General features: G+C 75.4%; 13 protein-coding genes. 9 read left to right on the top strand and 4 right to left on the bottom strand.

Translation table 11 applies throughout. From position 1 onward, the window contains the following. Positions 1 to 47 precede the first annotated feature (47 nt). Positions 48 to 575 (top strand): hypothetical protein, encoded by a 528-nt coding sequence (locus ACR9E3_RS24560; RefSeq protein WP_460383273.1) that lies wholly within the window; start codon positions 48 to 50, stop codon positions 573 to 575. Here ACR9E3_RS24560 and ACR9E3_RS24555 read toward each other — a convergent pair. Together ACR9E3_RS24555 and ACR9E3_RS24550 are read right to left on the bottom strand one after the other, a co-directional pair. After that, positions 556 to 1701, bottom strand: coding sequence for a TetR/AcrR family transcriptional regulator (locus ACR9E3_RS24555; protein ID WP_460383272.1), 1146 nt, complete (start codon positions 1699 to 1701; stop codon positions 556 to 558). The two genes, ACR9E3_RS24560 and ACR9E3_RS24555, sit on opposite strands and share 20 nt — an antisense overlap. Next, the gene (locus tag ACR9E3_RS24550; protein ID WP_460383271.1) at positions 1698 to 2492 is read right to left on the bottom strand and encodes an enoyl-CoA hydratase-related protein; all 795 of its coding nucleotides are present in this window, start codon (positions 2490 to 2492) and stop codon (positions 1698 to 1700) included. The genes ACR9E3_RS24555 and ACR9E3_RS24550 overlap by 4 nt, the downstream gene beginning before the upstream one ends. 246 nt (positions 2493 to 2738) lie before the next feature. Here ACR9E3_RS24550 and ACR9E3_RS24545 point away from each other — a divergent pair, with 246 nt between their 5' ends. Beyond that, complete coding sequence (locus ACR9E3_RS24545; protein WP_460383269.1) at positions 2739 to 4286, top strand: long-chain-fatty-acid--CoA ligase; 1548 nt, start codon at positions 2739 to 2741, stop codon at positions 4284 to 4286. 4 nt (positions 4287 to 4290) lie between these two features. Here the strand turns inward: ACR9E3_RS24545 and ACR9E3_RS24540 are convergent, their stop codons facing one another. Together ACR9E3_RS24540 and ACR9E3_RS24535 are read right to left on the bottom strand one after the other, a co-directional pair. Continuing rightward, positions 4291 to 5556 carry an RNA polymerase sigma factor gene (locus tag ACR9E3_RS24540; protein WP_460383268.1) on the bottom strand — a complete coding sequence of 422 codons (1266 nt, stop codon included), beginning with the start codon at positions 5554 to 5556 and terminating at the stop codon, positions 4291 to 4293. A gap of 4 nt (positions 5557 to 5560) precedes the next feature. Then, positions 5561 to 5980 carry a YciI family protein gene (locus ACR9E3_RS24535; RefSeq protein ID WP_460383267.1) on the bottom strand — a complete coding sequence of 140 codons (420 nt, stop codon included), beginning with the start codon at positions 5978 to 5980 and terminating at the stop codon, positions 5561 to 5563. Positions 5981 to 6165: 185 nt separating this feature from the next. Here ACR9E3_RS24535 and ACR9E3_RS24530 point away from each other — a divergent pair, with 185 nt between their 5' ends. From ACR9E3_RS24530 to ACR9E3_RS24500, 7 genes are all read left to right on the top strand, one after another. Further along, complete coding sequence (locus ACR9E3_RS24530) at positions 6166 to 8049, top strand: GAF domain-containing SpoIIE family protein phosphatase (protein ID WP_460383265.1); 1884 nt, start codon at positions 6166 to 6168, stop codon at positions 8047 to 8049. Next, complete coding sequence (locus ACR9E3_RS24525) at positions 8046 to 8387, top strand: STAS domain-containing protein (RefSeq protein WP_460383264.1); 342 nt, start codon at positions 8046 to 8048, stop codon at positions 8385 to 8387. Before ACR9E3_RS24530 ends, ACR9E3_RS24525 begins: the two co-directional genes overlap by 4 nt. Continuing rightward, a complete protein-coding gene (locus ACR9E3_RS24520) occupies positions 8384 to 9364 on the top strand; it encodes an ATP-binding protein (protein WP_460383263.1) in 981 nt (326 codons plus the stop codon). The genes ACR9E3_RS24525 and ACR9E3_RS24520 overlap by 4 nt, the downstream gene beginning before the upstream one ends. 406 nt (positions 9365 to 9770) lie before the next feature. After that, positions 9771 to 10352: a DUF2510 domain-containing protein gene (locus tag ACR9E3_RS24515; protein ID WP_460383262.1), complete on the top strand. Its 582-nt coding sequence runs from the start codon at positions 9771 to 9773 to the stop codon at positions 10350 to 10352. 87 nt (positions 10353 to 10439) lie between these two features. Continuing rightward, complete coding sequence (locus ACR9E3_RS24510; protein WP_460383261.1) at positions 10440 to 11837, top strand: dihydrolipoyl dehydrogenase family protein; 1398 nt, start codon at positions 10440 to 10442, stop codon at positions 11835 to 11837. A gap of 64 nt (positions 11838 to 11901) precedes the next feature. Then, entirely contained in the window at positions 11902 to 12366 is a 465-nt protein-coding gene (locus tag ACR9E3_RS24505; RefSeq protein WP_460383260.1) for a hypothetical protein, read from the top strand. A gap of 262 nt (positions 12367 to 12628) precedes the next feature. Next, the gene (locus ACR9E3_RS24500) at positions 12629 to 12859 is read left to right on the top strand and encodes a DUF7455 domain-containing protein (RefSeq protein ID WP_460383259.1); all 231 of its coding nucleotides are present in this window, start codon (positions 12629 to 12631) and stop codon (positions 12857 to 12859) included. Positions 12860 to 12942: the final 83 nt, after the last annotated feature.

Here is a 12942-nt window from a genome sequence, read left to right as displayed (position 1 = left end):
GGCGCCTTCGATGCCGGGGACGGCAACGCCGAAGGTGAGGGGGCGAGGTGGCGACGGACCACGACGACGGGCGCGTCGACTCACCGGCGCGGACCGACCTCGCCGACACCACGCGGGCGGCCCTCCGCGCGGCGCTGACGGGGACGATCTTCGCGATGTCGGTGCTGGCCTACTTCGGCAACCACGACACGGGGCTCGGCGAGGTCGTCGCCTCCGTCGTCGGCACCGGGATCGTGATCTTCCTCGGGGAGGCGTACGCCGGCCTGCTCTCCGCGGCCCTGGCCTCCTACGACCGCCTGCCCCGCGCCGAGGTCCGCCACGAGCTCGGCGTCTGCGCGTTCGCGGCGGGCCCGGGCGTCCTGGCCGGCCTCTTCCTCCTGCTGGGCCGCGCGCTCGGGCTGACCGTGCCGGTGAGCGTCGACGTCGCCCTCTGGCTGGGCGTCCTCACGCTGGCCCTGTGCAGCACGGTCGAGAGTGTCGGCTCCCACCGTCCGGTCCCGATCAAGATCTTCTCGGTCGCGGTGTCGGTCGTCCTCGGCGTCGCGATCATCGCGATCAAGGCGGCTCTCCACTGAGGACCGCGCCCGCCAGCGTCGCGATCCGGGCGCGCGCGCCCGGGCGCTCGGCGAGGTGGTGGACCCGCGCCAGGCTGTTCACCAGCGCGAGCGCCGCGTGGACCAGCACCCGCGCCTCGGACGCGGGCCGGGACGGTCGCGCCGCGGTCAGCAGCGCGGTCCACTCGGCGAGGTAGTCGCGCTGCGAGCGCCGCAACGCCTCGCGGTCCGGCTCGGGCAGGTGGATGACCTGCGAGATCAGCACACTGACGATCTCGGGATCGTCGGCGACGAAGGCGGTGTAGTCCGTGGCCAGGCCGGTGAGGGCGTCGGCGGCGTCGGCGGCGCCCGCCAGCACGTGGTGCAGGCCGAGCCACAGGGCCTCGTCGCCGCGGTGCAGGGCGGAGAGCAGCAGGTCGGTCTTGGTCGGGAAGTGCCGGTAGACGCTGGGACCGGCGATGCCGGCCGCTGCGCCGATGTCCGCGAGCCCGACCGCGGGGTAGCCCCGCTCGCCGAACAGCCGGGTCGCCGCCGCCAGTAGGGCCTCGCGCCGCGAGACCGGCGCCAGCACGCCGGGCCGGGCCGGGGCGGCCGCCGGGCCCGTGGCGGCCGGCAACGGTACGGCCAGCACCGCTCGCGCCGCGTCGGCGAGCACCAGGCGGTGGCGCTCGGGATCGAGGCGGAACCGGTGGTGCGAGGGACTGCCCAGCACCGAGAGCGCCGCCCAGGACCGCAGGTCGGCCTCCGGGCCGTCCGCCCGGGTGGCGACGACGCCCGCGACCGCCCGCAGCCGGTGCCGGAGCGCCCGGCGGGCGTCGTCGGGGAGGTGGCCGGCCTCCCGCTCCCAGAGCAGGCCGAACTCGGGCCGCTCCACGACCAGGCCGGCGAGGTCGTCGAGGAGGTCCCCGGGCGGGTCGGCCACCAGCGTCTCGAGGCGGCCGAGCTGCTCGTCGAGGACGGCCAGCAGCAGCTCCTGCTTGCCACGGACGTGGCGGTAAAGGGCGCTCGGCGCGATGTCGACGGCGGCGGCCACGTCGGCCACGCCGACCCGGTGGTAGCCCAGCGACCAGAACTGCGCCGCCGCGGCGGCGAGGATCCGCTGCCGGCGGTCCCGCGGACGCCTGCGCACCGGGACCGGCGCCGTCACGGCGGCGGCACCCGCGGAGCGAAGCGCGGTCGCCGGCGTTCGACGAACGAGGCGACGCCCTCGGCGCAATCCGGGCTCCCGATCAGGTCGGACATCGCCCGGCTCTCCGCCGCGGCGGCGGCATCGGGGTCGACCGGCGTGGAGCGCAGGAGCGCGCGAGTGGCCGCGACCGCGGTCGACGACGTCCGAGAGGCGATCTTTCCGGCCCACTCCTGGGCCCACGCGACCAGGTAGTCCAGAGTCATCGTCGACGACAGGAAGCCCGCGGCGACCGCCTCGCTCGTGTCGACGAGGCGCCCGGAGAGCAGCCAGTCGGCTGCCCGGCCCGCGCCCACCACGTGCGGCAGGCGGTAGGTCGAGGCGCCCCCGGGGCACACGCCGAGGCGGGTGAAGGGGAAGCCGATGCGGGCCTCGGGCGTCGCGAACCGCACGTCGGCCGCGAGCGCCGTGAGCGCGCCGGCCCCCACTGCGTCGCCGTTGAGAGCCGCGACCACCGGCACGTCGAGCCCGGCCATCACCTTCACCACGCGACCCGCCGGGTCGTCGTACCCCGACAGATCGGCGCCGTCGGCGTCGAGAAGCCGCCGGGGAGTCTCCGGCCCGTGGGTGAGGTCGGAGCCGACGCTGAAGGTCTCTCCGTAACCGGTGAGCACGATCGCGCGGACCCGTGCGTCGGCGTGGCACGCGCCCAGCGCCTCGATGAGGGCCGCCGCGAGCCCCGGGGTCAGGGCGTTGTGCGGAGGCCGGTCGAGAGCGATCGTCGCGACCCCACTGATCTCGGCGCGGACCACCCCGTCGTCCGCACCATCCGGCGAAGTGAATTCTCGATCGACGGGCCAGACCGGCACCGGGACCCATCGTTGCGGCACCTCTGACGGTGGCGAGCTGATCCCGTCGCCGTCGGCGCGGTCCATCGCACTCCCTTCGAGGACGAATCGGGCGCTTCCCTCGATGCGAGGTGACGTGCTTCACTTCCACGTCAGCTAACCACGATTCACATCGTGCGCCAAACCGTGCGGGCCCGAGGAGAGAAGGCCGTGGAGATCACCCAGGCGCTGCACCGCGCCGTCCAGCAGACGCCCGACCTGCCGGCGACGATCTTCGGCGACCGCGTGCGGACGTGGGCCGAGTGCCACGACCGCGTCGCCCGCCTCGCCGGGGCGCTGCAGGGGCTCGGCATCGGGGACGGCGACCGGGTGGCGATGCTGTCGCTGAACTCCGACCGGTTCCACGAATACCTGTTCGCCGTCCCGTGGGCCGGCGGCGTCGTCACCCCCGTGAACATCCGGTGGAGCCCGGCGGAGATCGCGTTCTCGATGGAGGACGCCGCGGTGTCGATCCTCTTCGTCGACGACACCTTCGCCCCGGCCGTCCCCGCGGTCCGCGCGGCCGCCCCGGTCGTGACGACGGTCGTGTACTGCGGCGACGGCGACGTCCCCGAGGGCATGGTCGGGTTCGAGCACCTGATCCGGAGCGGCGACGCGGTCCCCGACGCCCGGCGCGGCCGCGACGACCCGTACGGCATCTACTACACCGGCGGCACCACGGGCACGCCGAAAGGCGTCGTGCTCAGCCACACGAACCTGCTCGCGTCCGCCCTGGGCAGCACGGCCTCCGGCGCGTTCACGAACCCGGGCGGGCGCTACCTGCACGCCGCGCCGATGTTCCACCTCGCCGACGGCGCGGCCTGGGTGGCGCGCAACGTCGTCGGCGGCACGCACGTGATCGTCCCGATGTTCACGCCGGCCGGCGTCGCCGCCGCGATCGCGCAGCACGAGGTCACCGACGTCCTGCTCGTCCCGACGATGATCCAGCTGCTCGTCGACGCCCCCGAGGCCGCCGACGCCGACCTGACCAGCCTGCGCAACCTCCTCTACGGCGCCTCGCCGATCTCGGAGGCGGTGCTCGAGAGGGCCGCGAAGCGCCTGCCGGCCGCGGACTTCACCCAGGCCTACGGGATGACCGAGCTGTCGCCGGTCGCGACGCTGCTCCTGCCCGCCGACCACGGCGTCGACCGGCTCCGTCGCTCGGCGGGCCGCGCGGCGCCGCACTCCGAGGTCCGCATCGTCGACGAGCTCGACGAGGAGGTCCCGGTCGGCGGCGTGGGCGAGATCGTCTGCCGCGGACCGCACGTCATGCTCGGCTACTGGAACCGGCCCGAGGAGACCGCGACGGCGCTGCGTGGCGGCTGGATGCACACCGGCGACGGCGGGCGGATGGACGCCGAGGGCTACGTCTACGTCGTCGACCGGATCAAGGACATGATCGTCTCCGGCGGCGAGAACGTGTACTCGGTCGAGGTCGAGAACGCCCTGGCCAAGCACCCCGGCGTGGCGTCCTGCGCGGTGATCGGCGTGCCCGACGACGAGTGGGGCGAGCGGGTCCACGCGGTGGTCGTGCCCGCGGCCGGTGCCGCGCCCGGCGCCGACGAGCTCCGCGAGCACGTCAAGGGCCTCATCGCCGGCTACAAGGCGCCGCGCACGGTCGAGCTGCGCGACGCCCTGCCGGTCTCCGGCGCCGGCAAGATCCTCAAGCGCGAACTGCGCGCCGAGCACTGGCCGCAGGGCGACCGCGGCGTCTCGTAGATCGTCACCCCAGGTCGGCGATCTTGCGCCGGAGCAGCACCCGCTCGCGCTCGTTCCCGCAGCGCCCGACGGCGGTCTCCAGCTCCCGCCGCGCCTCGTCGCGGCGCCCGAGCCGGGTCAGCAGCTCGCCGCGGACGCTCGGCAGCAGGTGCGAGCCGGCCAGCGCGTCGGCGTCCGCCAGCCCGTCGACGATCGGCAGGGCCGCCGCCGGCCCGGAGGCCATCGACACCGCCACGGCACGGTTGAGGTCCACGACGGCCGAGGGCGCGAGGTGCCCGAGCGCCTCGTAGAGGCGCACGACGCGCGACCAGTCGGTGTCCTCGACCGAGGCCGCGACCGCGTGGCACTCGGCGATCGCGGCCTGCAGCCCGTAGGGGCCGAGGCCCCGGCCCGCCTCCTGCGCCCGCGCGAGCGCGGCCCGCCCGCGCCGGACGGCCGAGAGGTCCCACCGCCGGCGGTCCTGGTGCTCGAGCAGCACCGGCTCGCCGTCGGGGCCGGTGCGGGCCGGGAAGCGCGCCGCGGTGAGCTCGAGGAGGGCGAGCAGCGCGTGGACCTCGGGCTCGTCGGGCACCAGCCGGGTCAGCACCCGCGCGAGCCGCTGCGCCTCGCCCGCGAGGTCGAACCGGATCAGCGCGTCACCGGAGGTCGCGGACGACCCCTCGGTGAAGATGACGTAGACGACGCTCAGGACGGTCCCGAGGCGCTCCCGGCGCTCGGGCGTCGACGGCACCGCGAACGGCACCCCGGCGGCCGCGAGCGCCTTCTTGGCCCGCGTGATCCTGGCCTGGACGGTCGCGGTGGGCACGAGGAACGCGCGGGCGATCTCGTCGCTGGTCAGACCGCCGACCACCCGCAGGGTCAGCGCCACCCGCGCCTCGCGGGAGAGCACCGGGTGGCACGAGACGAAGATCAGCGCGAGGACGTCGTCGTCGATCCGGTCGGGGTCCCACAGCACGTCGTCACCCCCGGCGGGTGCGGCCGCGCCGCCCTCGCCCAGGTCGCGGGCGAGGGCGGCGTAGCGCTCGTCGAGCGCGGCGCGGCGCCGGTACGCGTCGATCGCCCGGCGCCGGCCGGTGGTGAGCAGCCAGCCCGCGGGCTGGTCGGGGACGCCGTCGCGCGGCCACCGGACGAGGGCCTCCGCGAGCGCCTCCTGCGCGAGGTCCTCGGCCAGCGCGAAGTCGCCGGTGTAGCGCGCGAGAGCGCCGACGATCCGTGCCGACTCGATGCGCCAGACGGCGGCGACGGCCTCCCGGCCGGTGGCGTCCCCCATCGCTCTACAGCTGTCCGGTCGCCTCGCGCCAGGCCCGCTCCTTCTGGATCCACTCGTTGTCCTGCGGGAACTCGTCGATCGAGGCGACGCGGCGGATCTCGGTCTTGAAGCCCTCGCCGGTGCCGGGCAGCCGCTTCGCCCACTCCACGGCTTCCTCCTTGGAGGCGACGTTGACGAGGTAGAAGCCACCGAAGAGCTCCTTGGTCTCGCCGTAGGGGCCGTCGGTGACGACGGGCGGCTCGGCGGCGTGGTCGACGACCACGGTCTCCGCGGGGTCCTCGAGACCCTCGGCGGCGAGCAGCACCCCCGCCCGGAGCATCTCCTCCTGGAACCGGCCCATCTTCTCGAGCATGGTGTCCATGTCGACGTCGGCCATGGCGGCGTAGGCCTCGTCGGTGGCCCGCATGATCAGCATGTACTTCATCGGTCTCTCCCCTGCTCCTCGGGGCCCTCGGCCGGGCCGCTCACCCCCAGGTCGAACGGCGGGGCCCGCGGATCGACACGGACCCGGAATGTTTCCCGGCACCTCCGGATCCCTTCCATCCGATCACGCCTCGTCACCGAACGGGGCGCTGTCGGCCGCGCAGCGCGGCCGTTAGTCTCCGTCGGGTGACAGCCGAAGCCGACGAACTACTCGGCGTAGTTGCCGGCTCGCTGCCCGCCCGCCGCGGCGACGACGGGGGAGCGCGATCGCGGACGGCAGGCTTCCAGCACCTCGCCGAGCAGCTCTGCCGGGCCCTGACACCCGCGGACATCGGCCGGCTCACCGCCACGACGGCCGCCGCGCTCATCGGTGCCGACGCCTGCGCGGCCTACGGCCGCCGCGAGGGCGCGGACGTGCTCGACGCGCTGCACCACCACGGCTGGCCCGGCGAGACGCACGCCCGCTTCCTCGAGGTGCCGCTGCACGCCGGACGGCCCATGTCCGACGCCGTCCTCACCCGCGCGCCGGTGTGGCTCGAGGACGCCGAGCAGTGGCGCACCCGCTACCCGGAGATGGCGCCGATCGGGGTGTCGGAAGGCCACCAGGCCAGTGCGGTCCTGCCGCTGCAGGTCGAGGACCGCGACCTGGGCGCCGTCGTCTTCAGCTTCTACAGGCCCCGGACCTTCGACGCCGCCGAGCGCGAGTTCCTCCTCGCCGTCGCAGCACTGTGCTCTCAGGCGCTCGACCGGGCCCGGCTCTACGCGGCCGAGCGCGACGCCCGCGCCGTGGCCGAGCGCGAGCGGGACCGGATGGCGTTCCTGGCGCGGGCGAGCCGGCTCATGGAGGCACCCCTGTCGGTGGAGGAGCGGCTGCGCCAGCTCGCCGACCTCGCCGTCAACGGCATCGCCGACTGGTCCGCCGTCCACCTGGTCCGCGGGTCGCGCGTCGAGCGGGTCACGGTCGCGCACCTGGACCCGGCGAAGATCGCCTTCGTCGAGGAGCTCGAGCGGCGCTATCCGCCGGATCCCGACGCCGCGGCCGGCGCGATCGAGGTCGCCCGCACCGGCGTGCCCGTCGTCATGCCGGACATCCCCGACGACCTGCTCGTGGCGTCGGCCGTCGACGCGGTCCACCTCGAGCTCATCCGGGCGATCGGGATGCGCTCGGCGATCGTCGTCCCGCTGCTCGTGCGCGGTCGCAGCCTCGGGGCGCTGACGCTGGTGCACGCCGAGTCGGGCGGGCGCTTCGGCGAGGAGGACCTCACCTTCGTCGGCCAGCTCGCCGCGACCGCCGCGCTCGCCCTCGACAACGCCGCCCTCTACGAGCAGCAGCGCCTCGTCGCGCAGACGCTGCAGACGGCGCTGCTGCCGACCGAGCTGCCCGAGGTTCCCGGGGTCGCGTGTGCGGGCCGCTATCGGCCGCCGAGCCCGGACCTCACGGAGGTCTACGTCGGCGGCGACCTCTACGACGTCCACGAGGACGAGGACCGCCACCGGTGGGCGCTGACCGTGGCCGACGTCTGCGGCAAGGGCCCGCAGGCGGCCGCGATGACCGCGCTCATCCGCCACACCGTCCACGCGGAGGTGCGCCACGGGCTCACGCCGGCGGAGGTCCTGCGGCGTGTCAACGCCACGGTGCTGCGCCACCACGGCGGCGCGCGCGCCCGCTTCGCCACCATGGCGCACGCGGTGATGACCGTGGACCCGGCCGGCGCGACGGTCACGCTCGTCAACGGCGGGCACCCGGCCCCGCTGGTGCTGCGCGGCGACCGCGCCGAGTGGGTGGAGCTCCCCGGCACGCTCGTCGGCGTGTACCCCGACCTCGCCCTCACCGAGATCGAGGTGCGCCTCGGTCCCGGCGACCTGCTGCTGCTCTACACCGACGGCGTCACCGAGGCCCGCGGCCCGGACGGCTGGTTCGGCCCCGAGCGGCTGGCGGCCCTCCTGTCCTCGTCGGCCGGGGCCTCGGCCGACGAGGTGGCCGACGGTGTGATGGCCGCCGTGTCGGACTTCCAGGGCGGCCGGTTCCGCGACGACGTCGCGCTCCTCGCGGTCCGGGCGGACCCGTGAGCGAACCCAGCGGGGTGCTGCGCGTCGACCGCACGTCCCACGCCGACCAGGTGGTGCTGATCATGCACGGCGAGCTCGCCAGCGACACGCTGCCGGTCGCCCAGGACGAGGTCACGGCGGCCGAGGCCGACGCCCCGCCCGTGCTGGTCCTCGACCTCGCGCCGCTGGACTACGTCGACAGCTCCGGTGTGCGCCTCGTCCTGCTCGCCCAGCACGTCGCCGAAGAGGCCGGTCGGCGCCTCGCGGTGCGCCTCGGGCGCGGCCACACCCGGCGGGTGTTCGACATGCTCGGGCTGACGTCACGTCTCGAGGTCCTCGACCGGGACGACGCGTCGTGACCGCCGCCCCCGATCGGTCGCCGGCACCGCACAGCGAACCCGACCCCTTCCGGCACCTCGCCGTCGTCCACGACGACGCCGACGAGCTCGTCGCCACGCTCGCCCCGCTGCTCGACGCCGCGAGGGCGCAGGAGGCGCTCGTGTGGGCCGCCGTCGACGGGCCGATCCGCCGAGCCGTCGAACGACACCTCGGGGACGCGGCCGAGGACGTCGTCTTCGGCGAGCCGGCGCAGCCCTACAGCTACAGCGGCCAGACCACGGCCGCACGCCGCGCGGTGCTGCTGCGGGAGATGGTCGACGAGGATCGCGGCGCCCTCATCCTCAGCGACACCAGCACGATCGGCGGGAGCGGCCCGGACTCGTCGACCCCCGACGTGTGGAGCGTCGTGGACGCGAGCTGCAACCTGGCCCTGACCGGCCTGCCGGTGACCCTGGTCTGCCTCTGCGCGGCCGCGGGCGTCTCCGAGGCCAGCGAGCGGTTCCGGTACTGGAACCACCCGGAGCTCTTCGTCGGCGCGACCGCGAGCCCCAACCCCCGCTACCGCCTGCCGGAGGACGTGCTCGCGGCGTTCCCCGCCCCGCCCGCACCCGTGCTCGGTCCGCCGGACCACGAGACGGCGTTCGACGGCGTCGGGGCGCTGCGCGCCGTCCGGCGCGTGACACGCCACCGCGGCGAGGACGCCGGACTCGACGACGACCAGGTCGACGGGCTCGTGCTCGCGATCGCCGAGCTGGTCAGCAACAGCATCGAGCACGGCGCCGGGAGCGGCACCATGTCGTGGTGGACCGGGCCCGGCCGGATCGTCGCCGAGATCCACGACATCGGGCACATGACGACCACCACCCCCGGGCTGCGGCGCCCTTCCATCCGGTCGCCCCGCGGGCGCGGCGTGTGGCTCGCCCGCCAGCTCAGCGACGTCCTGCACCTCTGGAGCGGCGACGACGGGACCCACGTCCGGCTCGAGCTCAGCGCCTGACCCTCACCAGGCCGGGACGGCGCGGAGGGCGGGGAGCGGGCGGGGCGCCGGCGGGCGTGTCGCCGGCACCGGAACATGCACCGGGGGCGGCACCGGAACCGGCATCGGGACGCGGTAGGCGATCGGCGGCGGGTACCCCCAGGGCGAGGGCGGCGCGGGCGCGCCCCTCCATCCCGCCCTGATCGCCATCGCGGCGTGCCACGCGGCCGCGGCCCACGGCTCTCCCAGCTCTCGCACGTCGACCAGGCCGGCGGGGGCGGTCACGGGCATCACGTCGTGGCGGTGCATGCCGCTGCGACGTCCCGACCGCCCCGCCGTGTTCCCGCGACGTGGCGGCGTGCGGCCATCCGGGCGAACTTCCCCCACAGGACGGAACATCCCGCGGCGCCCGGCCCGTCCGAGCGACATGAAGAGACGCCTGCTCCTCGCGCTCGTGGTGGTGCTCGTCCTCGTGGGCGGGGCCGGGACCGCGCTGGTGCTCACGACGTTCAAGCCCCGCTACGACGAGGAGATGGGCAACAGCCTGTACAACTCCGGGCTCGCGCAGGAGGCCCTCGCGCGCGGTGACGCCCAGGAGGCCCGACTGCGGACGCTGAGCGCGCAGTCCACGCTCGACAGCGCGGAGGAGATCGGCACGGCGATCTCCGTGACCTGGGCGATCGTCGGCGTCGCGGTCCTCGGGGCCGTCGCGGGCGGCATCGGGCTGCGGCGGGGCCGGTCCCGGTCGTCCTCGTCCTCGTCCTCGTCGTCGACGCCCACCCCCGAGCCGGCCGGGGCACCGGGCGGCACCGACGCCGGCGCCGCCACGACCTTCATGCCGGCGATGGCCTCCGGCCCGCCGCAGGCCCCGGCGCCGCCGCAGCCCGCGCCGCCGCGTCCCCAGGTGCCGCCGCCGGGGCCGCCGACCGTCCCGCCCGGCTGGTACCTCGACGCCCGGGGCACGCAGCGCTGGTTCGACGGCCGGGGCTGGACGCACCACGTGCGCTGACGCCACCCGCCCGATCGACGCGTGCCGCCCCCGTCGCCCGGGGATCCGGGAGGATCGCGCCGGACGACGAGGAAGGAAGGCGGACCCATGAGCGATCTCGACGTCGACGTGGTGGTGATCGGTGCCGGTCCGGTCGGCGAGAACGTCGCCGACCGCGCCCACCAGCAGGGGCTGTCGGCGGCGATCGTCGAGTCGCGCCTGGTCGGGGGCGAGTGCTCCTACTACGCGTGCATCCCGTCGAAGGCGCTGCTGCGACCGGTCGACCTGCTCGCCGCGACCCGGCGGATGCCCGGGGTCGAGGCCGGTCCGATCGACGTCGCGAAGGTGCTCGCGCGCCGCGACCAGTTCGCCGACCCGGACGACTCGGGGCAGGCCGACTGGGTCTCCGGCGCCGGCATCACCCTGCTGCGCGGGCACGGCCGGTTGACCGGCGAGCGCGCCGTCGAGGTCGCCCACGACGACGGGACGACCACCTCGGTGTCGGCCCGCTCCGTCGTCGTCGCCACCGGCTCCGTGCCGGCGTTCCCGCCGATCGACGGCATCCACGACGTCGCCGCCTGGACGAACCAGGACGCGACCCAGGTCAAGGAGATCCCGTCGTCGCTGCTGATCCTCGGCGGCGGCGTGGTCGGGGTCGAGATGGCGACGGCGTTCCAGCGGCTGGGCGCGCAGGTGACGCTCGTCCAGCACGGCGACCGGCTGCTGCCGACCACCGAGCCCGAGGCCGGTCGGCGGGTGCAGGCCGCGCTCGAGGCCGACGGCGTCGACGTCCGGCTCTCCACCTCGATGACCGCGGTCCGTCGCGACGGTCCCGACGTCGTCGCCACGCTCGACGACGGCTCGCAGGTGCGGGGGGCCGAGCTGCTGGTGGCCGCCGGGCGGACATCGACGACGTCGGACATCGGCGTCGAGACGGTCGGCCTCGAGCCGGGCAAGCCGCTGCCGGCCGACGACACGACGACCGTGCTCGGCGACTGGCTCTACGCCGTCGGCGACGCGAGCACGGGCGCGAAGCTCACGCACATGGGCAAGTACCAGGCCCGCATCTGCGGCGACGTGATCGTCGCCCGTGCCCAGGGCACGGAGCTCGGCGGCCGGTACTCCCACCACGCCGCGACCGCCGAGCACACGGCCGTCCCGCAGGTGATCTTCACCGACCCGCAGGTCGCGGCCGTCGGGCACACCGAGGCGTCGGCCCGCGACGCCGGGCTGCCGGTGCGCGCCGTGAGCTACGAGATCGGCAACACGGCCGGCGGTTCGCTGCAGGCCGACGGCTACGACGGCTACGCCTCGATCGTCGTCGACACCGACCGGCGAGTGATCGTCGGCGCGACCTTCGTCGGCCAGGACGTCGCCGACATGGTCCACGGCGCGACCATCGCCGTCGTCGGCGAGGTGACGCTCGACCGGCTCTGGCACGCCGTCCCGTCGTTCCCCACGATGAGCGAGGTCTGGCTGCGGCTGCTGGAGACCTACGGGCTGTAGCTCGCCCGGGTGACCCCCGGTACCGCCGGCTAACGGCGCGCCTGCGCCGCGGCGATGCCGGGGCATGACGCCGTCGGGGGGACAGGGCCGGAGCGCCCGCAACGCTGTGCGGGCCGCGCTGGGCAGTGCCGTGGTCGCGGTGCTCGCCGCCGCGGCCGTGGTACTCGGGTCGGCGCCGACCTCGGCCGCGGTGGCCGCGCCGGTCGCACCCGTCGCGGCGGTCGCGCCGGTGTCCCCGGGGTCGCTGGAGGCGGTCACGCCGGTGACGGCCGCTCCGGTGACGGCCGCCCGGGCGACGTCGTCGGCGACGCCCACGACCACCCGGTCCACCCGCACGCGGTCGGCTCGCGACACGGGCGACGGGTGCGGGCAGCGCGCGGTCGCCGCCGGGCGGTTCAACCCGTCGTGCTCGGAGTACCAGGGCTACCTCGACCCCGGCACCTCGGCCGGCCGCGGCCCGACCTCGGGCGAGATCCAGACCGCGTGGGGCTGCGAGCAGGGCTACATCCCCGAGTCCGAGTGCGACTGACCCGCCTCACCAGGACCGGAGCGACCGCGTCCCGAGGACCGGTACGACACAAGATCCGACGTTGGTGAGCGAACGCTCCGCTGAGCGGAGCGTTCGCTCACCGACTGCAGATCTCCGGCTCGCCGTCGCGGTGGGGACCGCCGCTCGAACGGGGGTCCACCCCCCGCCCGTCGAGGGTCAGCACCCTGCCCGTCGCCGCGTCACCGACGCACTCTTGATGCGTCATCCACCACCGACGACCGAGGCGAAGGGGGCGAGCGTCATGACCGAGCCGCGCACTCCGAACCAGACCACACCCGAGCGGTGCGACGCCTGCAGTGCGCGGGCCACGCACCTCGCCGTCCTCCCCGGCGGCGGCGAGCTGGTGTTCTGCACCCACCACCACCGGGCCCACCGCGAGCGCCTGTACGTGACCGGAGCGTGGACGGGACGGCTGCCGAGCGGCGTCGTCCCCGTCGACACGGTGCGTCCGCGCAACGCGAGGGCGGCCTGACGGTCGCCGGGCTCGGCCGCTCGGAGCCGCCCGCCGCCTGCCTTCGGGCGACGCGCGGGCGCCCCTCGGGCGGATTGCGCCGC

It is taken from the genome of Actinomycetospora sp. C-140, from assembly GCF_054796175.1.
The sequence above is the reverse complement of the archived record's forward strand: the minus strand, read 5'-3'. Positions and strand labels throughout refer to the sequence as shown.

Excerpts from the sequence above, each read along its gene's own strand:
- ACR9E3_RS24540 (WP_460383268.1), bottom strand. The coding sequence starts at position 5,556 with ATGGGGGACGCCACCGGCCGGGAGGCCGTCGCCGCCGTCTGGCGCATC.
- ACR9E3_RS24535 (WP_460383267.1), bottom strand. The coding sequence starts at position 5,980 with ATGAAGTACATGCTGATCATGCGGGCCACCGACGAGGCCTACGCCGCC.
- ACR9E3_RS24515 (WP_460383262.1), top strand. The coding sequence starts at position 9,771 with ATGAAGAGACGCCTGCTCCTCGCGCTCGTGGTGGTGCTCGTCCTCGTG.
- ACR9E3_RS24510 (WP_460383261.1), top strand. The coding sequence starts at position 10,440 with ATGAGCGATCTCGACGTCGACGTGGTGGTGATCGGTGCCGGTCCGGTC.
- ACR9E3_RS24505 (WP_460383260.1), top strand. The coding sequence starts at position 11,902 with ATGACGCCGTCGGGGGGACAGGGCCGGAGCGCCCGCAACGCTGTGCGG.
- ACR9E3_RS24500 (WP_460383259.1), top strand. The coding sequence starts at position 12,629 with ATGACCGAGCCGCGCACTCCGAACCAGACCACACCCGAGCGGTGCGAC.